17 protein-coding genes are annotated in these 19,589 nt (G+C 43.4%); 11 read left to right on the top strand and 6 right to left on the bottom strand.

The window, feature by feature from the left end; genetic code table 11:
• Nucleotides 1-351 precede the first annotated feature (351 nt).
• Together GTQ38_RS13055 and GTQ38_RS13050 are read left to right on the top strand one after the other, a co-directional pair.
• On the top strand, nt 352-2,277 hold the full coding sequence (locus GTQ38_RS13055) for a DUF294 nucleotidyltransferase-like domain-containing protein (RefSeq protein WP_161435991.1): 1,926 nt from the start codon (nt 352-354) through the stop codon (nt 2,275-2,277).
• A complete protein-coding gene (locus GTQ38_RS13050) occupies nt 2,274-2,945 on the top strand; it encodes a 3'-5' exonuclease (RefSeq protein ID WP_161435990.1) in 672 nt (223 codons plus the stop codon). The genes GTQ38_RS13055 and GTQ38_RS13050 overlap by 4 nt, the downstream gene beginning before the upstream one ends.
• A gap of 19 nt (nt 2,946-2,964) precedes the next feature.
• Here the strand turns inward: GTQ38_RS13050 and GTQ38_RS13045 are convergent, their stop codons facing one another.
• Nucleotides 2,965-3,918, bottom strand: coding sequence for a phosphoribosylaminoimidazolesuccinocarboxamide synthase (locus tag GTQ38_RS13045; protein WP_161435989.1), 954 nt, complete (start codon nt 3,916-3,918; stop codon nt 2,965-2,967).
• Between the two features lie 8 nt (nt 3,919-3,926).
• Nucleotides 3,927-4,880, bottom strand: a complete 954-nt coding sequence (locus GTQ38_RS13040; protein WP_161435988.1) for a PhoH family protein — start codon at nt 4,878-4,880, stop codon at nt 3,927-3,929.
• A gap of 127 nt (nt 4,881-5,007) precedes the next feature.
• Here GTQ38_RS13040 and GTQ38_RS13035 point away from each other — a divergent pair, with 127 nt between their 5' ends.
• The 5 genes from GTQ38_RS13035 to dnaN all read left to right on the top strand — a co-directional run bounded on the left by GTQ38_RS13035 (nt 5,008) and on the right by dnaN (nt 9,896).
• Nucleotides 5,008-5,838: an SAM hydrolase/SAM-dependent halogenase family protein gene (locus GTQ38_RS13035; protein ID WP_161435987.1), complete on the top strand. Its 831-nt coding sequence runs from the start codon at nt 5,008-5,010 to the stop codon at nt 5,836-5,838.
• Nucleotides 5,839-6,135, top strand: coding sequence for a putative quinol monooxygenase (locus GTQ38_RS13030; protein ID WP_161435986.1), 297 nt, complete (start codon nt 5,839-5,841; stop codon nt 6,133-6,135).
• 131 nt (nt 6,136-6,266) lie between these two features.
• On the top strand, nt 6,267-6,998 hold the full coding sequence (gene gldF, locus GTQ38_RS13025; protein WP_161435985.1) for a gliding motility-associated ABC transporter permease subunit GldF: 732 nt from the start codon (nt 6,267-6,269) through the stop codon (nt 6,996-6,998).
• Nucleotides 6,998-8,662, top strand: a complete 1,665-nt coding sequence (gene gldG / locus GTQ38_RS13020; protein ID WP_161435984.1) for a gliding motility-associated ABC transporter substrate-binding protein GldG — start codon at nt 6,998-7,000, stop codon at nt 8,660-8,662. Before gldF ends, gldG begins: the two co-directional genes overlap by 1 nt.
• A gap of 115 nt (nt 8,663-8,777) precedes the next feature.
• Complete coding sequence (gene dnaN / locus GTQ38_RS13015; RefSeq protein WP_161435983.1) at nt 8,778-9,896, top strand: DNA polymerase III subunit beta; 1,119 nt, start codon at nt 8,778-8,780, stop codon at nt 9,894-9,896.
• 78 nt (nt 9,897-9,974) lie between these two features.
• On the opposite strand, the gene GTQ38_RS13010 is transcribed toward dnaN, so the two are convergent.
• The gene (locus GTQ38_RS13010) at nt 9,975-10,337 is read right to left on the bottom strand and encodes a DUF4870 domain-containing protein (RefSeq protein WP_161435982.1); all 363 of its coding nucleotides are present in this window, start codon (nt 10,335-10,337) and stop codon (nt 9,975-9,977) included.
• A 92-nt stretch (nt 10,338-10,429) separates the two neighbouring features.
• On the bottom strand, nt 10,430-10,849 hold the full coding sequence (locus GTQ38_RS13005) for a hypothetical protein (protein WP_161435981.1): 420 nt from the start codon (nt 10,847-10,849) through the stop codon (nt 10,430-10,432).
• Between the two features lie 124 nt (nt 10,850-10,973).
• On the opposite strand from GTQ38_RS13005, the gene mnmE reads away from it, so the two are divergent.
• On the top strand, nt 10,974-12,380 hold the full coding sequence (mnmE, locus tag GTQ38_RS13000; RefSeq protein WP_161435980.1) for a tRNA uridine-5-carboxymethylaminomethyl(34) synthesis GTPase MnmE: 1,407 nt from the start codon (nt 10,974-10,976) through the stop codon (nt 12,378-12,380).
• 253 nt (nt 12,381-12,633) lie between these two features.
• Here mnmE and GTQ38_RS12995 read toward each other — a convergent pair whose 3' ends face one another.
• Both GTQ38_RS12995 and GTQ38_RS12990 read right to left on the bottom strand, forming a co-directional pair.
• Nucleotides 12,634-13,551 carry a nucleotidyl transferase AbiEii/AbiGii toxin family protein gene (locus GTQ38_RS12995; RefSeq protein WP_238857930.1) on the bottom strand — a complete coding sequence of 306 codons (918 nt, stop codon included), beginning with the start codon at nt 13,549-13,551 and terminating at the stop codon, nt 12,634-12,636.
• Nucleotides 13,552-13,607: 56 nt separating this feature from the next.
• A complete protein-coding gene (locus GTQ38_RS12990; protein WP_161435978.1) occupies nt 13,608-14,339 on the bottom strand; it encodes a DUF6088 family protein in 732 nt (243 codons plus the stop codon).
• A 199-nt stretch (nt 14,340-14,538) separates the two neighbouring features.
• On the opposite strand from GTQ38_RS12990, the gene GTQ38_RS12985 reads away from it, so the two are divergent.
• The 3 genes from GTQ38_RS12985 (at nt 14,539) to GTQ38_RS12975 (ending at nt 19,586) form a co-directional block, all read left to right on the top strand.
• Nucleotides 14,539-14,682, top strand: a complete 144-nt coding sequence (locus GTQ38_RS12985) for a hypothetical protein (RefSeq protein WP_161435977.1) — start codon at nt 14,539-14,541, stop codon at nt 14,680-14,682.
• A gap of 45 nt (nt 14,683-14,727) precedes the next feature.
• Entirely contained in the window at nt 14,728-15,177 is a 450-nt protein-coding gene (locus tag GTQ38_RS12980) for a hypothetical protein (protein WP_161435976.1), read from the top strand.
• 71 nt (nt 15,178-15,248) lie between these two features.
• Entirely contained in the window at nt 15,249-19,586 is a 4,338-nt protein-coding gene (locus GTQ38_RS12975; RefSeq protein ID WP_161435975.1) for a CusA/CzcA family heavy metal efflux RND transporter, read from the top strand.
• The last annotated feature ends 3 nt before the right edge of the window (nt 19,587-19,589 follow it).

Raw genomic sequence — 19,589 nt, 5'->3', positions numbered from 1 at the left:
TGAAACAGGGGTTCTAACCCCTCCCCAAAATTAAGTTAATTGTTTAGACTGCAATTTAGAAGCAGAGAAGTTGAAGTTCAGGAATAAGTATAAGTTTAAGTACAAGATCAAAATTTTAAGTTTTAAGTGTTGGGTGTTAAATAGGAGATCTGTTCACTGTTCACTGATTACTGTTTACTTCCTTAATTAGGTCTCGACTCCATCTTCACTAAAGTTTCGATGGACACGTGCGCTCGACCTAACAATATTCACTGCCAACTGTTTACTGCTTACTGCCAACTGTTCACTGTTCACTGATTACTGTATACTACTCACTACTAAATGAATTAACTTTGTACTTAAAAGCGCGGCATGCAAAATCTGATCTCCGAACGCGTTGCGGACTTCCTTAAAAACTACCCACCTTTTAATGAAATGCTGGAGAAAGATCTCGGCAGCTTGTCTGAAGAAGTCTCCATCATCTATAAGGAAAAGGGAAGCGATATCTTTTCGGAAGGCGAAGCTCCACACCCCCACTTTTATGTGGTGCACAAGGGGGCCGTTAGCCTGAATCGCAAAGATACCGATGAGATCATGGATATTTGTGATGAGGGGGATATTTTTGGCCTCAGACCGTTGATGGCCAATGAAAATTATAAGCTGGACGCCAGCGCATTTGAAGAGAGCATTCTTTACGCCATCCCAATTGCAAGCTTCAGGCCTTTTGCCCAGACCTACGAGGAAGTCTCCAATTTCCTAATAGAAAGTTTCGCTTCTAACACCCGGAATCCTTACGCCAAACGTTCCTCAGGCAGACTTTTAAGTGACACAAAAAACACAACCACCTTAAGTCAGGGATCCGGACTTTTGGACCTGCAGGCCGTAAAGATCAAAAAGAAACTGGTCAGCTGTACGCCACAAACTGATGCCGGAACGGTTGCCCGACTGATGACACGGAAAAAAGTGGGATCTGTGCTGGTTGTGAACGAAGACTTCCTTCCGCTTGGCATAATAACCGATAAGGACCTGAGGAATACCATAGTAACCGGCAAATTACCTGTTAGTGCAACGGCCGAGAATATCATGACCACCCCTGTGATCACCTATCCCGAAAAATTAACGGTAACCCAGGCACAGATGGCCATGATGAAAAACGACATCGGGCATATTTGCCTGACAGAAGATGGCACGCCAAATACCAAAGCGGTAGGGATTATTTCCAAGCACGATGTGATGCTGGCCGTAGGGAACAATCCGGCTGTGCTGATGAAAGAGATCAAATGGGCTAAAAAGATCAAACAGATACGCAGTATTCGCAAGAGTGTGATGATGCTTTTAAAGGCCTATCTGGAAGACAACATCCCTATGTCCATCACCATGCAGGTCATTTCCGAGCTAAACGATGCCTGTGTAAAACAGCTGATCAGTATCGCCCTTAAAAAAATGCCTTCGGAACCACCGGTAGGATTTTCCTGGGTAGCCATGGGGAGTCAGGGCCGGGGGGAGCAATTACTGCATACCGATCAGGACAACGCAATTATTTTTGAAGATGTTGAGGAGGAACGCCTGCCCGAGGTTACCAACTATTTCCTGGAGCTGGCAAGGAGGGTTACCAAGGGATTAAGAACCATAGGGTATGAATATTGCCCGGCAGATATGATGGCCTCTAACCCGAAATGGTGTCTAAGCCTTACTGAATGGAAGAACCTGGTCTCTCATTGGATCATCAATCCCGGAAAAGACGAAGTGCTGCTCTCGTCTATCTTCTTTGATTACAATCACACCTACGGAGACCGCTCACTGGTGAATGCTCTGGCAGATCATATTTTCGATTCCGTCAAAAAATACCCCATTTTTTATATGCACCTGGCAAGCGGAGCCTTGCAAAACCCCTCACCTACTGGCTTTTTCAGGCAATTCCTATTGGAACAAGACGGGCAATACAAAGACTTTTTCGATCTGAAACGCAGGGCCCTAATGCCGCTGACAGACGGTGCCCGGGTATTGATCCTTTCACATCAGATAAAATCCATTAACAATACAGCCAAACGCTATGAAAAGCTGGCTGAATTGGAACCCAATAACAGGGAGTTCTTCCTATCCTGCTCTTATGCCACCAAGGCGCTACTTAAATTCAGGGCCAAACAGGGAATTCTGCACAACGACTCCGGAAGATTTATCGCCCTGGAAACTCTTACTAAAGAAGAGAAAATAAAATTAAAGCGCACCTTCAAGACCATCAAGGAACTTCAGGAGCTTATATCAGTCCGTTTTAAGGTCTCAAATATTTTAGGATGAGAAGCCCCTTTAACAAAACTCCTGTTGAGCTTCCGGGTTTCTGGAAGGAATACGAAATTGAGGCTTCAAAAAAGCTTCCACCTGAACTTGAGTCCAACAGCTTTGTAGTCCTGGATACCGAAACTACCGGATTCAGCTTTCAAAGAGACCGTATGCTTTCCATTGGAGCTCTAACCTTGAAGAACGGGGTAATGGAAGTGAACAATAGCCTGGAGCTCTACTTAAAACAGGAGCGTTTTGACCATTCCACGGTTAAAATTCACGGTTTACTCAAAAAAGAGACTAAGACCTGCGTAACAGAATACGAGGCCATGAGGCAGCTGCTTGCCTATGTAAAAAACAGCGTCATTGTGGGGCATCATACGCATTTTGACATAAGTATGATCAACAAAGCCCTAAAGCGTCAGGGACTTCCGGAGCTTTTAAACCGCTCTCTGGATACGGCACTTCTATATCCAAAATCACTCATCAAATCCCCCTTGCGCTCCCAGAAAGATCATTACACATTGGACGACCTGGCAGAGGCTTTTGATATTTCTTTGAAAGACAGGCACACGGCTCTTGGAGATGCTTACATTACCGCCATTGCTTTTTTAGGGATCATAGGCAGGCTACAAAAGAAGGAGAACCTCAGCCTCAATAGCCTTTTCAAGCTCAATACGATCTAGAGAGTTATTATCTAAAAGCTTAGTTATCCGCCAGATACGCGAGTACATTGCGTTCTATTCGCGCCTCGATATCAGATACATCCGCCTTTTCAAAGGCTAATCCGGTGATGTTTTCATACAGTTCTATATAGCGCTCAGAGACGGAATCGATATAGGCATCAGTCATCTCAGGAACCTGCTGTCCCTCCAGTCCCTGAAAGCCATTGCTTATTAGCCATTGACGGACAAACTCTTTGGATAACTGTTTCTGGGCCACTCCCTGTTCCTGCCGCTCCTCATATCCTTCCTGATAAAAATAACGCGAAGAATCCGGGGTATGGATCTCATCGATCAACACGATCTCCCCTGCCCTGGTCTTGCCGAATTCGTATTTGGTATCCACCAGTATAAGTCCGCGTTCTGCCGCGATCTGTGTCCCTCTCTCAAAAAGGCTTCTGGTATATTTTTCCAGGATCACATAGTCCTCCTCAGAGACAATTCCACGTGCCAGGATCTCTTCCCTTGAAATATCTTCGTCATGATCTCCCTTTTCCGCTTTGGTCGCAGGTGTGATGATAGGTTCCGGAAAAGCGTCATTTTCCCGAAGACCTTCGGGAAGCGGAACACCACAAAGGGTTCTTTTACCTGCTTTGTACTCCCTGGCTGCATGACCTGCCATATAACCACGGATCACCATTTCTACCTTAAAAGGTTCACAGGCGTAACCTACCGCTACATTGGGGTCCGGGTTGGCCAGCAACCAATTAGGAACGATATCCGCAGTAGAATCCATCATACGGGAAGCGATCTGATTCAGTATCTGACCTTTGTATGGAATTCCTTTGGGCATGACCACATCAAAAGCGGACAATCGATCAGTGGCTATCATCACAAGAAGCTCTTCCCCTATACGGTAGACCTCCCTTACTTTGCCCTTATAAACGCTTTGTTGACCTGGAAAATTAAAGTTGGTAGCTACGAGGGTATTAGACATATATGGCTTTAGTTTTGATGCTCAATGGTCTTATAAGCTTCAATCACTTTTTTGACCAGCTTATGTCTGATTACATCTTTATCGTCCAGGTAAATAATCTCTATCCCCTGCAGATTCTTTAGTATCAGCAAAGCTTCTTTTAAGCCTGATATAACCCTTCGTGGAAGGTCTATTTGCCCTGGATCTCCGGTGATGAGGAATTTAGCGTTCTTACCCATACGGGTCAGGAACATCTTCATCTGTGCGTGAGTCGTGTTCTGTGCTTCGTCCAGGATCACAAAAGCGTTATCCAGAGTGCGGCCACGCATAAATGCCATAGGCGCTATCTGTATGGTGCCGTTCTCAATATAGTGCGCTAGTTTTTCCGAGGGGATCATATCCCGTAATGCATCGTACAGAGGTTGCATATACGGATCGAGCTTTTCTTTGAGGTCTCCGGGTAAAAATCCCAGATTCTCACCGGCTTCCACGGCCGGGCGGGTAAGAATTATACGCTTGACCTCTTTGTTTTTCAGGGCACGCACAGCGAGCGCCACACCGGTATAGGTCTTTCCCGTACCAGCCGGGCCTATGGCGAAAACCATATCCTTTTCCTTTACGGCATCAACCAGTTTACGCTGATTAGCGGTTTGGGCCTTTACCAGCCTGCCGTTAACCCCATGCACCAGCACGTCTCCGCTTTGCTGGGAGGATTCGTAGTCTTCTACCCCATTGCTGGTGAGTACGCGCTCAATAACATTTTCGTCCAGGGTATTATACCTGGAGAAATGCCTGGTGAGCATTTGGAAACGCTTGTCGAACTCATCTAAAAGTTGCTGATCTCCATATACCTTTATCTTACTCCCCCTTGCAACTATTTTTAATTTTGGGAAGTATTTTTTCAGAAGATTGATATGTTCGTTCTGATGTCCAAAAAACTCCCTGGGGCTTATTTCGGTAAGTTCTAATTTTAGTTCGTTCAAATATTCGAAAGGTTTAAAAAATGTTGACCGACGATTCTATTTTCGTTGGCTGTTTTTTTGTGTAATTTTGTTCAACAAACTTAAGTAAAAATCACTTTGCCTAGGTAAAAAATATCAACAGTATGGCATGGCAATAATTACTTTAACTACTGATTTTGGGCAGAAAGACCATTTCGTAGGAGCCATAAAAGGAACTATTTACCGGGAGTTAGCAGAAGTGAAAATTGTTGATATTTCACACACCATTCGTCCATTCAACATTCAGGAATGCGCTTACATCCTAAAGAATTCCTATAAGGCCTTCCCGGAAGGTACTATCCATATTGTAGGGGTGGATGCTGAACCAACCGTTGAAAATCAACATATAGCCGTCCTCGTAGACGGCCATTACTTTATCAGCGCGAACAATGGTGTAATAGGCCTGATCGCCGCCGAGATCCAGCCGGAAAAAGTGGTGGAGATCAATATCCCGAACCCAATCCACGGTTCATTTCCCGTTCTTGATGTCTTTGTACAGGTAGCCTGTCATATCGCCCGTGGCGGGACCCTGGACGTAGTGGGTAAGCCGTTTACTGAACTTAAGGATCTCAAGGAATTCGCACCGAGAATAACTGAAAACGGCAATTCCATTGTAGGCAGCGTAATCTATATAGATAATTACGGCAATGTGATCACCAATATTCAAAGAAGCCTTTTTGAAGCTTATCGCAATGGTCGTTCCTTCACCCTCAACGCGAGAAACCGGAAGATCACAGAAATCCATCACAAATATTCAGACCTGATCAATTTTGAGTTGGACAAAAATCAGCGTAAGGGGCCTGGTGATCTATTAGCCCTCTTTAATTCTTCGGATTATATTGAACTCGCCATTTATAAAAGCGACCTCAATACGGTTGGAGGGGCTTCTACCCTGCTGGGCCTGGATTACCGGGATACCATAATCATAAATTTCAATTAAATGTTGGTCCGAATCGTAAAACTGAAATTCAAAAGGGAAAATATTGCTAGTTTTGAACGGATTTTTGAAGAAACTAAACAAAATATAAGGAATTTCGAAGGCTGTAATTTCTTAAGGCTACATCAGGATATTAACGATCCCTGCATCTTTTTTACCTATAGCTTTTGGGAATCCGAAGAGGCCCTGGAAAATTACCGGGCTTCTGATTTTTTTAAAGCCGTATGGGGCAGGACCAAACTGCTGTTTTCCGACAAACCGGAGGCCTGGAGTGTAAGTACCAGGGAGACGGTGCAGTAAAGAGTGAATAGTCCTCCTTCGCTGAAGCTACGGAGGATAAATGAAATTGAGATAAAAGTTACTAAACGAATAAACAAATACACAGATAAACAAATCTTCATAAAGAAGACCTAATTCCAACAAACTCATATATGCTGGCAATTTTTAAAAGAGAGGTCAAATCATTTTTCAGTTCCCCAATAGGGTATCTGGTCATTGGTTTCTTTTTGCTTCTAAGTGGTTTGTTTTTATGGGTATTCAAAGGGCCCTTTAACCTGTTGGAATACGGATTTGCAGACCTGAGTAACTTTTTCCGACTCGCTCCCTGGGTGCTTTTGTTCCTTATTCCGGCTATCGCCATGCGCAGTTTTTCCGAAGAAAGAAAACTGGGCACCCTTGAACTATTGTTCATTAAGCCTCTGAATCTATGGCAAACCGTAGGGGGCAAGTTTTTTGGAATACTGGTTCTGGTGTTATTGGCGCTGCTACCCACGCTACTCTACGCCTACGCCATTTCAGAATTGGGTACTACAACCGGAAATCTGGATATTGGGTTGGTATGGGGATCCTACTTTGGTCTGCTCTTTCTTGTGAGCGCCTATATCGCTATTAGTCTCTTTAGCTCAGCTTTGACGGAAAATCAGATCGTAGCATTCATGACGGCCCTGCTGTTGTGCTTTGCTTTCTACTATGGATTTGAGGCAATTTCCACAGTATTTTCAGACGGCAACCTGGTACTCTTCATACAAGATCTGGGAATGAAAAAACACTTTGAAAGTGTTGCCAGTGGCGTATTGGATACTCGTGATCTGATCTACTTCCTCAGCCTGACACTAGCTTTTCTTTTCCTGACGGTCTTCCGCCTTAAAACCATAGACAGGTGATGAAAAGAAACATGTTTATAGCGATATTAAAAGCGCTGGTTTTTCTTGTGCTGATCAACCTGTTGGGCAGTCTGGCTTATTTTCGTTTGGACCTTACCGAGGACAAGAGATATACATTGTCCGAAGCGGCCATGGCTACAGTCTCCGAATTCGATACGCCGGTAATTGTGGATGTACTACTGGATGGCAATCTTCCCGCGGAGTTTACCAGGCTAAAACAGGAAACCAGGCAGATACTTGAGGAATTCACTTCAGAAAATAACAATATAAAATTCAATTTTGTAGATCCTCTTGAAGGATCCCAAAGCGAATCCACTATAGCTGAACTTCAGAGTATCGGACTGACACCGGCCAACGTGACCGTTGAGGAAAATGGAAAGGTCTCCCAGGAATTGCTCTTTCCATGGGCCATGGTAAATCACAACAACAATACGGTCAGGGTCTCCCTATTGAAAAACCGCCTGGGGGCAAGTACGGAACAACGTATCAACAACTCCGTTCAGAACCTGGAATACGCCTTCGCGGATGCCTTTACCAAATTAGGGCTGACAGAAAAAAAGCGTATCGCCGTCATAAAAGGCAATGGGGAATTGCCGGACATTCAAATGGCCGACTACCTCAGTACGCTCAGGGATTATTACAACATAGGGGCTATAACCCTGGATTCCGTAAGTTCAAATCCTCAAAAAGTGCTGGACCAATTGAAGGGATTTGACCTGGCCCTTATTGCCAAACCCACGCAGGCTTTCAGCGATGAGGAAAAATACGTGATGGACCAGTTTATAGTGAACGGGGGCAAGTCTGTCTGGCTGATAGACCAGGTTGCCATGGAACTCGATAGCCTGTTCAATGAAAAAGGCAGCGCCCTTGCCTTTCCCAGGGATCTTAATCTCGGGGATTTCTTTTTCAAATACGGGCTGAGGATCAACACAGACCTGGTAAACGACTTTTATGCCACCCAGATCGTGCTGGCTACAGGAGAGGGTAACAGTTCGCAGTACAATCCCCTGCCCTGGGTATATCATCCCATGATCATTTCCAGGAATGATCATCCGGTTAACAACAAGCTCGAAGCGCTCAGGCTCCAGTTTGCCAGCAGCATAGATACCCTGGCGAATGCCAACAAAAAAACAGTGCTTTACTACAGTTCTCCGCTGTCTAAATTGGAGGGAACTCCAAAGACCATTAGTTTTTCTATCCTGGACAGTCCCCTGGATCGGGAAACCTATAATGACGGCAATAAAGCTGTGGCTGTACTTATCGAAGGAGATTTCGGTTCTGCTTTCACCAATCGGGTCAAACCTCTGGATTTGCAGGGCACAGCCGAAAAAGGAGGTCCAAACAAAATGCTGGTAGTCTCGGATGGAGACGTGATAAGAAATCAACTCAGGAACGGCAGACCGCTGGAATTAGGGTATGATAAATGGACGAATACCTTCTATGGCAATAAGGAGTTTTTGATCAACAGTGTGAATTATATGCTGGACGATAGCGGACTTATAAACATCCGAAATAAGCAAGTGGCCATTCCCTTGCTGGATCCCGAAAAGATCAGGACACAGAAATTCCGGTGGCAACTTATGACCATTGGGCTACCGTTGGTCCTGGTGGCCATTTTTGGATTTGGATTCCGCTACTATCAGAAGCGGAAATACGGCCGTTAAGTGTTGATAAGTTTGTTTTATTCAAAGGGACATTTGGGATATATTTGTTCCATTAGACCCAGTTGTCCGGGGTTTAAATCCAAAGGTTAAATCCCTTGTAATTTAAGTAGAGCGCATGAAATTTATTGTATCGAGTACGTACTTGTTAAAACAACTACAGGTTCTTGGAGGTGTAATCAGCAACAGCAACACCCTCCCGATCCTGGACAACTTTCTATTTGATCTAAAAAAGAATCAATTAACGGTATCGGCCTCAGACCTGGAGACTACCATGAGTGCCGTTTTGGAAGTGGATTCCGATAATGAAGGGGTTATAGCGGTTCCGGCCAGACTATTGCTGGAAACCCTTAAGACCTTCCCGGAACAGCCGCTTACTTTTGTAATTGAGGACAATAATACCGTAGAGATAAGTTCCAATCACGGGAAATACGCCCTGGCGTACGCGGATGGTGCGGAATTCCCAAAGGCCGTAGAATTGGCAAGCCCCAGCTCCACTTCACTTATGGGTGATATTCTGGCCAACGCCATCAACAAGACCATTTTCGCCGCCGGAAATGACGATCTCCGCCCTGTTATGAGTGGGGTGTTTTTCCAGTTTTCCCCTGAGAACCTGACCTTCGTGGCAACAGACGCGCATAAATTGGTAAAGTATCAGCGAACGGATGTCAATGCTTCTCAGGTAGCGGAGTTCATCATGCCAAAAAAACCCTTGAACCTTCTTAAGGGAATACTGGCCGGTAGTGAGGAAGAAGTGAAAATTGAATACAACGAGAGCAACGCCAAATTCAGTTTTGACAATACAGAACTTATTTGCCGTTTGATAGATGGGAAATATCCGAATTACGAAGCGGTTATCCCCAAGGAAAACCCAAATAAACTCAGTATTTCCAGGAACCAATTCCTGAGTTCCGTACGAAGGGTCTCCATCTTCTCAAATAAGACCACGCATCAGATCCGACTTAAAATAGCAGGAGCAGAACTCAATATTTCGGCAGAAGATATTGACTATAGCAATAAGGCTGAAGAAAGGCTTACCTGCTCTTACCAGGGAGATGATATGCAGATCGGATTCAATTCCAGATTCCTGGTAGAAATGCTTGGCAATCTCGCTTCGGATGACGTATCCCTGGAAATGAGCCTCCCGAACCGGGCAGGCATACTCACCCCAGCAGACGGTCTGGACGAAGGTGAAAACATCACCATGCTGGTGATGCCGGTAATGCTCAACAACTAAAAAACAAACCCGGCATACTTATTTTAAAAAGCTGCCAGGTTTTAGTTTAGTTTAATTTGATTTATCTTCAGACGCTTTTCACGGAATAAAAGGAATGGTTAAAAAGTAACTTGGGGATTCCCCGTTCCCAGCGCGAACTGCATTTACTATTGGCATTACAAAGCCCAGTATTCCTACACCGATCAGAGTTAGTATTCCCAGTCCGAGCAATAGTATTGCCGGAATACTCAGAATGATGTAAAGCAGCATACTCAATTGTAAGTTGATGATGGACTTTCCGTGTTCGTTCATATCTTCCACTGAGTTTTTAGAGGCCAGCCAGATAATTAAGGGAACTATAAACCCACCGAACCCGATGATATAATGCAATAATTGTGTAAGATGTGTGATGACAAGCAAAGACCTGTCTGTGCGTAACGTTGATTGATTGATGACTTCCATTTTGATTGATTTTAGGGTGAACTATCTCATAAGTAGCTTTTTGTTCAAAAATGTTACACTTTCCACCCTTATGAAAGCATCAATCCTTTAAATTATTGCTTTTTTTGAAGTTTTTGCAGCCGCTCTTTTTCCTTGGCGATCCCAGACCTACTATTATCCAGGCGTTTTTCCAGCTTTTCCAGATCCCTGGGTGAGAGTTTTCCTTTGAGTTGATCTTTCTCCATCCGCTGTTTTAGTTTTGATAGCTTTCGCTCTTCCTTAGCAATACGCTTCTTCTTAGAATTGATGGCTTTTGCCAATTGTTCTTCTTGCTTCTCTTTTCGCTCAGATCTTCTTTCCAGTTTTTCAGCTTTTACCACCTTCCGCTCCGCCTTTTCCACTTTCTTGATCACTGCCTTCCGTTCCTTGATCTCCTCGGCGGTTTCTACAGAAGCTGTACTTGCCTCCTCCTGTGCGATCAGGCTGTTAAGTCCTAATGAGGCACAGCAGATCAGTAAGAGTAACTTTTTCATATTCTGTGGTTTATGTCGGTTATTGAGTCCGATAAGATAAGAAATAACCCCCGACAGATCCTACTACCCTGGAGCAATTAGCCTATAGGTTGTTTTTGACTATTTTTGCACTTAATATCCAAGTATGAGCTCAAACGACACCATCATCGCTTTAGCCACCCCCTCCGGGGCTGGGGCAATTGCTGTGATCCGTGTTTCCGGTCCTGATGCTATATCATTGGTTTCCAGTGCATTTAAATCTGTAAGTGGTAAAGATCTTCTGGCCCAAAAAACGCACACCATCCATTTGGGATATATTAAAGATGCGGAGCGCAATCTGGATAAGGTATTGGTGTCTATATTCAAAGGACCTAATTCCTATACAGGCGAAGACGTTGTGGAGATCTCCTGTCATGGATCCCCATATATCCAGCAACAGATCATTCAGCTTTTCCTCAGAAAGGGATGCCGGACCGCCCAGGCCGGGGAGTTTACGTTGAGAGCTTTTCTCAATGGAAAAATGGACCTGAGTCAGGCTGAGGCCGTGGCTGATCTGGTGGCCAGTGATAACGAGGCGTCTCACCAGCTGGCTATGCAACAGATGCGGGGAGGTTTTAGCAATGAGATCAAACAGCTAAGGGACGAACTGTTGAATTTTGCCTCACTGATAGAATTGGAACTGGATTTCGCGGAGGAGGATGTGGAATTTGCGGATCGCGAACAGTTTGTGGCCCTACTCCAACGCATTCAAAATGTGCTTAAACATTTGATAGACTCTTTTGCCGTAGGGAACGTGATCAAGAATGGGATCCCGATTGCTATTGTCGGGGAACCCAATGTGGGGAAATCCACCCTGCTGAATGCCTTGCTAAACGAAGAAAGGGCCATCGTTTCAGATATCGCCGGCACCACCAGGGACACCATAGAAGATGAGATCTCCATTGGTGGAATTGGTTTTCGTTTTATTGATACCGCTGGTATCAGGGACACCGAAGACCTGGTTGAAAGCATAGGAATACAACGCACCTTCGAAAAGATAGACCAGGCTCAGGTAGTTGTATATCTGTTGGATAGTAAACAGTGGGCAGCCAACGGTTTTGAGGGTCTGAAAAAAGAGGTTTCCGCTATACGGAACAAATATCCTCAAAAGTCCCTGATAGTAGTCCCAAATAAAGTGGATCTTTTAAACGATACCCAAAAACAGGAATTGAACTCCAGCCTGGAGGCTTCCGAAGCCATCACAATGATCCCGCTTTCAGCCAAAACCGGAGAAGGTCTGGAAACACTCAAGGACAAATTAATGGGACTGGTAAATACCGGAGCCCTTAAGAACAATGAGACCATAGTGACCAACACCAGGCATTACGACGCGCTTCTAAAAGCCTTAGAATCTGTGGAAAAGGTGCGGGAGGGGCTTTCTGAAGGCCTTTCGGGAGACTTGATGGCCATTGACATCCGCCAAGCGCTCTACCACTTCGGGGAGATCACCGGAGAGATCACCTCTGATGATCTGCTCGGGAATATTTTTGCTAATTTCTGCATCGGGAAATAGGCCACTTCTGCCCTATTTCTATTTAGTAAGCTCCCTTAAAAATTCTTGAGCCTTAAAACTTTTGGAGCAATTAGCTTTTATCCTTTCTAGCTAACCTTGTTAAAGAAATCCAACGTGATAGTTGTGCTATGACCTCAACGACAGAAAGTGGTTGGGGTGTTATAGAATTAATCTTGCCGGCTTATCTTTACGAACACGGAAGAATTTCAACAGGAACCACGCGTAAAGTTTTGGTAAGGATTTGGGATATTTGTTAAAAAGATATCTTCCATTTTATTTGGAACAATCGTTTTGACACCTTAATAATTGTTGCCAACACATCCTCCTCCATGGGTAACTCCCCATAAACCAAAAACTTAAATGCATTCTGATAGGTGTCTTTAAGTTGACTCCATGTTTCTTTCGGGCTTCTGAAAATCAATGCCTCTTTTGGATGGTATCGTAACCAGTCGTTATTATTCTTAAAACTTTGTACATCGTCGTGGGCTACTTTGAGCAACATCCCATCAAAAGCTTCGGAAGTAAAAAATGCCCGAACCGTTTCATCTTTCAACAACTGATGAATATCATACACATGCCTGATTTTGGCATTTAAGTCAGCAATGGGATTTTCAGTATTTGAGAATCGTACCAAACTCATTATCTTTTCACAAAGCGTTCTTCGAGAATCCAATACAAGTACTTCAAATGGCAATAAATCATATTCTTCCGCCAATGTCATTTGATTAGTGGCATTCATCATATCGTAAATATAGGTGTTCAGGACTCTCCTAGTATGTGGTTCAAAATAGCCTAACCATGTTGCTTCTATAATAATGGCATCTCTAACCTGCCCATAATTTCCTTTGAAAACTTTTGGGTAGGTATAGGCTATCTTTCTAATCATTCCCATTTTATTGGTAATCCCTTCCACTTCTATTTCTACAAATGGTTCAGTAATTTCATTGGTTATTTTTTTGAGTTTGGTTTTTAATTGGTTCCCAGTCTCCTCTTCTTTTCGTAATACCACTAAGTCTATGTCTTCCGAAAAACGTTCGATGAAATTGTAGCACTTTGACAAGGCCGTGCCACCCTTAAATATGACTTCATCTTTAATTGCGCTTTCAAAAATTAGTTTTAATGCATAGCATACCCAATAGTCCTTTTCGATATAGATATCCAAAATACCCATTCGCTCTGCGGTTACCTGTACCGCTTGTCTGAAAAGTTTTTCGTTCCCGTGTAGCTTCATTTTATATTCCAGTATTTGGCATTTGACAACACCTTTTTAGAAATATCAAGATTATAAACCGTTATTGGATTTAAACTATCCTGAAGGTCTCTTATTTCCGTCTCGGCCCTACAACCAATCTCCCTGAGCAATGCACCCAACAAAGCTCTGGTGGCAGGGGAATATTTAAAAGCCAACTTTATAAGCTTTATCTGCTCGCTCGTTTTCAATTCGCGCAATAATGCCATCAATCGAATACAACTTTTTTCAATAGTGGTATCCGGTATTTTTTTGATGTAACGTACCGCATCCAATAATCGCAATAGGGGAATATTTTCTTTATTTATGGTATTTTTTTGTTTGATGAACGAAATCCTGAAACGCCCTCTTTTAAAAGAGGGCCTTATTTCTCGTTTGCCTATCTGTATGGTGCTACTTACCTGTGTGGTAAGCCCCAGGGAATTATAAACACTATACCCTGTGATATATCCCACAAGTTTACCATCTTCCTCCAACAAATCCTTTACAATTTGGTGTTGGTCTGGAAGCAAGGAACCGAATACGGTCTCTTGCGGCTTGAAATATTTACCTTTGGATAGCTTGTTTATCTTGCCGGACTTAACCATCCTATTCAGATGCTTAATAATAGCTTCTCTTCTAGTCACCTCATTCATAAAATCCATATAGGTAAACACGTATCCCTTTGGAAGTTTATTAATCCTATCTTCAATATATTCAGAGGTTTTCATTGCAAATGATTTTTACAAAGGTATCTAAAATGTCCAGTTTTTTAACTAATAAACTGGACATTTATGATAAGTTATGATAACTTTAATTGCATTACTCATGTAACCCTTTTACCTTGTGGACTAATAAAAACGTCCACAAGGTAAAAGGGTTACAATATATACTTCAAGACATAACAATTGAATGATTAAATCTTGTTTAATGGACTCTATCTCAAATGAAGAATACATCAATGCCAATAACAGGTTAGAGGAATTGATCAATATTGTATCGGGAAATAAGTCACTTTTGCCCTATTGCAACTTCAGGAATCCCAGGGACAAAATCAAAAAGAGACATTGGTAGCATAAAGGATAGTTTCTGTTTTATAAGCTATTGTAATGACCGTGAATGACTTATATCAGTTTTAACGCCTTGAAAAATGCTACTTTTATATTCGAAATGGTACGATTGCTATCAATATTGCTCTCTTTTATTATACTCTTCCATAGTTTAAACATCTATTTCGATGATATATTGGAATTGAATGAACTGGTAGAGCATTACCAATTTCATTCCGAAGAATATGGCGATAGTTTTTTAGTTTTTCTTTCCAAACACTACGGTAAACTAAAGACGGAACACCACAAAAAACATCAGGAAGAGCAACAAGAACACGAAGAACTTCCCTTTCAAAACCCCGCCACCACATTATCACTGCTGGTATTTGTCCAATATGCAACTTCAGAATACCATTTGCGAACAGGGGCTACCATGAAAAAAACGGATGGCTTTCATTATCTGGTTACCTACACCTCCCTCTGGGACGATGGTCCCTTTCAACCGCCCCGGCGCGCATAGCCACTAGTTGATCATTTTTTTCAGGCACAAGGCTTAGTGCCCTTTTGCTTTTATACTAATTACAATCGGTTATGCTTGCCCGTATCATAAAACTAAGTTTGCATCATAAATTTATAGTACTGCTGTTTACAACAGCCATAATACTTTTTGGGCTTTTCTCAATTACCCAAATACCCATTGGTGCCGTGCCGGATGTTACCAATAACCAGGTACAGGTTATCACCACCTCTCACAATCTTTCCACCCAGGATATGGAACAATTCATCACCTATCCTGTAGAATTGGAAATGGCTAATCTTCCTGGGGTTCAGGAAATCCGGTCCGTGTCAAAATTCGGCCTTTCTGTGGTGACCATTGTATTCGACGATGCCATGGGCACCTATCTGCCAAGACAACTAATCGCTGAAAAAATAAAGTCCGCTTCCGAAAAAATCCCGGAAGGATTTGGTACTCCGGAAATGGGACCAATTTCCACCGGCCTGGGAGAAATCTATCAATACATTCTTGATGTTAAGGATGGGTATGAAGATCAGTATACGGTAACTGACCTACGTACTATTCAGGACTGGGTAGTCAAAAGGCAGCTTTCTGGCATTAACGGAGTGGTAGAGGTGAATACCTGGGGCGGGTATCTAAAACAATATGAGGTAGCCCTTAACACCGAAAGACTGAATGCCATGAACATAACTGCCGGCCAGGTCTTCTCTGCCCTCGAAAACAATAATAGCGTAGCAGGTAGCGGATATATCGAAAAAAACAATCAGGCCTATTTTATAAGGGGTGAAGGACTCTTAACCTCACTTGAAGACATTGGCAATATCGTGGTAAAAAACGTCAGCGGCCTACCCGTCTATATCAAGGATGTGGGCAAGGTAGGTTACAGCAGTGCAACCCGTTTTGGTGCTATAACGGGCAATGGTGAAGGTGAAAAGGTGTTGGGGCAGGTGATGATGTTAAAAAACGCCAACAGTAAAAAAGTCATAGATGCGGTTAGGGAACGGGTTGAAGAAATATCAAAAACTTTACCCGAGGGAGTGTATATCAATGCCGTACTTGACCGTAGTGAGCTTATCGCCAAAACGACAAGAACCGTGGTCGAAAATTTAGTGCTGGGCTGTTTGATCGTCATATTTATCGTGGTATTGCTTTTGGGAAATCTGCGCTCAGGCCTGGTCGTAGCCTCGGTGATTCCATTGAGTCTGTTTTTCGCCTTATGCCTGATGTATGCTTTTGGCGTGGATGCCAACCTGATGAGCTTAGGGGCTATAGATTTCGGGATCATAATTGACGGAGCGGTTATTATTGTTGAATTCATAGCCTTTCAGATTACTGCGGAACGGCAGCATTTTGGTCAGCTCACTCTGGAAAATCAACAAAAGGAACGGGATGCCATCACAGAGACAAGTGCCTCAAAAATGATGAATTCCGCCATTTTTGGACAATTGATCATATTGATTGTATTTATCCCCATACTTTCCTTGAGCGGCGTTGAAGGTAAGATGTTCAAACCAATGGCTCTCACCTTCAGCTTTGCACTCATAGGAGCCATTTTTCTCTGTTTTACCTATGTTCCCGTCGCCTCATCGCTTTTTTTGCGACCAACCGAAGCTTCAGAAAAGAATATATCCCGGAGGTTGATGCAATGGCTATATTCTCGCTATGAACCCTTGATCGATTGGGCATTGAACCACAAAAGAACAGTGCTCGGCATTACGGCTGCCCTATTAGTGCTTACAGCTTTGATCTTTAGCAGAATGGGTGCCGAATTCGTGCCCACATTGGACGAAGGTGACTTTGTAATACAACCTGTACTAAAGACAGGTACCTCATTAGAAAAGACTATCGCGACTTCCAGTCAAATTGAAAAGATCCTATTAGATGAATTTCCTGAAGTTGAACAGGTTGTTACCCGAATTGGGGCCGCGGAAGTACCTACAGACCCCATGTCCATGGAAGAAAGCGACGTTATCATCACCTTAAAACCTAAAAAAGACTGGGTTTCGGCAAGAAGTAAAGATGGACTTGCCAACCAGTTTAAAAACGCCCTGGAGGTTATTCCAGGAATGGAGGTTGAATTTACACAGCCAATAGAAATGCGTTTCAATGAACTGATCACTGGTGTTCGCGCCGATATTGCCATTAAGATCTTTGGGGAGGACCTGGAAGTGCTTAGCAATAAGGGTAACGAAATAAAATCATTGATTGACGAGGTAGAGGGTGCTGCCGATATCACGGTCGAGAAAATCGTTGGCCTGCCACAAATGAACGTCCAATATGATCGCAACAGACTAGCCAGATATGGAATGAACATCACTGATCTTAATGCCATGGTCGCTATGGGTTTTGCAGGACGAAATGTAGGTTACGTCTATGAAGGCGAAAAACGTTTTGACCTTGTGGTCCGTCTGGACAAAGCACATAGACAAGACATAGATAACCTGAAGAATCTCTATGTAGACACCCCAGGATATGGCAAGGTGCCCTTAAGGGAACTGGCCGATATCAGTTACCAAACAGGGGCAGCAAAAATTTCCAGGGATAATACGCGGCGGCGCATCGTAGTCGGGATAAACGTACGCGACCGGGATTTGCAGTCCGTGGTCAACGAAATTAAAGCACTTATCAATAATAACATACAATTGCCCACTGGCTATACCATAACCTATGGAGGGCAATTTGAGAACCTGCAACGCGCCAAAGCCCGGCTTTGGGTAGCAGTACCCATTGCGCTCTTTTTGATATTTGTGCTACTCTACTTCGCCTTCAAATCTGTTAAGGAGGCCTTACTTATTTACACTGCCATTCCTCTTGCGGCCGTGGGTGGGGTTTTATTGTTGTGGATAAGGAGCATGCCCTTTAGTATTTCGGCAGGAGTAGGTTTTATTGCCCTTTTTGGAATTGCCGTGCTCAATGGCATTGTGCTTATTGAACATTTTAAGGAACTACGAAAACAATCTTTTGAAACCATGGAAACATTAATCAAACAAGGTACGAAAGATAGGCTACGAGCTGTTTTGCTTACCGCCTCGGCAGCTGCCCTCGGCTTTCTGCCTATGGCTCTCTCGACCAGTGCAGGCGCGGAGGTTCAACGACCCCTGGCCACAGTTGTAATTGGCGGACTTATTACGTCTACCTTGCTCACTTTAGTGGTCTTGCCGGTGCTGTATCGCATTTTCGTTAGCCAATCCGTCGGTAGGCCGTCTTTGAAATCAATCCAAAGAATGCCCTTGGTGTTGATAATGCTGCTTGGACTTCTTCCTTCAGTATCAACAGCGCAAGAAAGATCGCTCGGCTTAACAGAGCTTTTGGAATTGGCATACGAGAACAATGCCGGACTAAAGGCTGCTCAAATGAATTACGAACGATCTGATGCCTTGGTCGGCAGCGCATTTCGATTCGACAAAACCGAGATCTATTATCATTTTGATGAAAATAACCTTACCATTACCGACGAACCCTTACGTGTTTTTGGGGTACAGCAGGATTTTTCCTTCCCTACGGTATATTTTGCAGAAAAGCGTAGAAACAAAGCGCGATCCTCACTGGAGAAAAACCGATTTGACCTTCAAAAAAAGCTGATGGAAAGACAGCTCATCTCTGATTTTTACTCCTATCAATACGCAAAACAGAAAGAAGGGATTTTCAAGAAACTCGACAGTCTTCACCGCGATTTTGCCCGAATGGCCCAACGTCGTTTTGAATTGGGAGAAACGAATTACCTGGAAAAGATCACAGCCCAATCGCAACAACAAAAAATCGGAATAGCATTGCGGGAAGCACTACAACAGACGGAAATGGCACTCGCCAAGCTAATGACGAGTGTGCAAATTGATTCGTCTGTAAAAATCGTGGAAACCCCACTAAAGAAATTGGAGATACAGCCAGAGGAATATGTTAAGCTACCTGAACTGGAATGGTACGGCAGTAATATTGAAGAATTACAGGCCCAGCAGCGCTTGGATAAGCAACAATTGTTGCCAGATATCACTTTGAACTATTTTCAGGGTACTGCACCCAATCTGAACAATACGCTCATCGGTTACCAGTTAGGGCTAAAAGTGCCTTTATTCTTTAACACTCAAACAACCCGAATTAAAGCTTCAAAAATGGCGCTTAAAGCCTCAGAACAAGAGTACAAAGACTATTCAATACGCCTAAAAGGTAAGAGAGTGGGCTTGCTAGCGCAATACGAAACACATAAAAAAGCCCTGACCTACTATGAGAAGGAGGGCGATATTTTGGCGGAAGAGATCTTAAAAACAGCTGAACTGAGCTTTAAAAATGGGGAAATTGACTTTTTTCAATACCTCATTAGTTTGAAGAATGCCTATGAATTACAATTGGATCATTTAGAACAGCTGCACCGATACAATCAGACAGTGATTGAATTGAATTACATCACACTTTAAAAA

The organism is Poritiphilus flavus (genome assembly GCF_009901585.1).
Lineage (GTDB): Bacteria > Bacteroidota > Bacteroidia > Flavobacteriales > Flavobacteriaceae > Poritiphilus > Poritiphilus flavus.
Note: the sequence above shows the minus strand (reverse complement) of the source record. Positions and strands in the feature narration are given on the sequence as shown.

Excerpts from the sequence above, each read along its gene's own strand:
- GTQ38_RS12975 (WP_161435975.1), top strand. The coding sequence starts at position 15,249 with ATGCTTGCCCGTATCATAAAACTAAGTTTGCATCATAAATTTATAGTA.
- GTQ38_RS12995 (WP_238857930.1), bottom strand. The coding sequence starts at position 13,551 with ATGGGTATTTTGGATATCTATATCGAAAAGGACTATTGGGTATGCTAT.
- GTQ38_RS12985 (WP_161435977.1), top strand. The coding sequence starts at position 14,539 with ATGGACTCTATCTCAAATGAAGAATACATCAATGCCAATAACAGGTTA.
- GTQ38_RS12980 (WP_161435976.1), top strand. The coding sequence starts at position 14,728 with ATGACTTATATCAGTTTTAACGCCTTGAAAAATGCTACTTTTATATTC.
- dnaN (WP_161435983.1), top strand. The coding sequence starts at position 8,778 with ATGAAATTTATTGTATCGAGTACGTACTTGTTAAAACAACTACAGGTT.
- gldF (WP_161435985.1), top strand. The coding sequence starts at position 6,267 with ATGCTGGCAATTTTTAAAAGAGAGGTCAAATCATTTTTCAGTTCCCCA.
- GTQ38_RS13050 (WP_161435990.1), top strand. The coding sequence starts at position 2,274 with ATGAGAAGCCCCTTTAACAAAACTCCTGTTGAGCTTCCGGGTTTCTGG.
- GTQ38_RS13005 (WP_161435981.1), bottom strand. The coding sequence starts at position 10,849 with ATGAAAAAGTTACTCTTACTGATCTGCTGTGCCTCATTAGGACTTAAC.
- GTQ38_RS13035 (WP_161435987.1), top strand. The coding sequence starts at position 5,008 with ATGGCAATAATTACTTTAACTACTGATTTTGGGCAGAAAGACCATTTC.
- GTQ38_RS13055 (WP_161435991.1), top strand. The coding sequence starts at position 352 with ATGCAAAATCTGATCTCCGAACGCGTTGCGGACTTCCTTAAAAACTAC.
- GTQ38_RS12990 (WP_161435978.1), bottom strand. The coding sequence starts at position 14,339 with ATGAAAACCTCTGAATATATTGAAGATAGGATTAATAAACTTCCAAAG.
- GTQ38_RS13030 (WP_161435986.1), top strand. The coding sequence starts at position 5,839 with ATGTTGGTCCGAATCGTAAAACTGAAATTCAAAAGGGAAAATATTGCT.
- gldG (WP_161435984.1), top strand. The coding sequence starts at position 6,998 with ATGAAAAGAAACATGTTTATAGCGATATTAAAAGCGCTGGTTTTTCTT.
- mnmE (WP_161435980.1), top strand. The coding sequence starts at position 10,974 with ATGAGCTCAAACGACACCATCATCGCTTTAGCCACCCCCTCCGGGGCT.
- GTQ38_RS13045 (WP_161435989.1), bottom strand. The coding sequence starts at position 3,918 with ATGTCTAATACCCTCGTAGCTACCAACTTTAATTTTCCAGGTCAACAA.
- GTQ38_RS13010 (WP_161435982.1), bottom strand. The coding sequence starts at position 10,337 with ATGGAAGTCATCAATCAATCAACGTTACGCACAGACAGGTCTTTGCTT.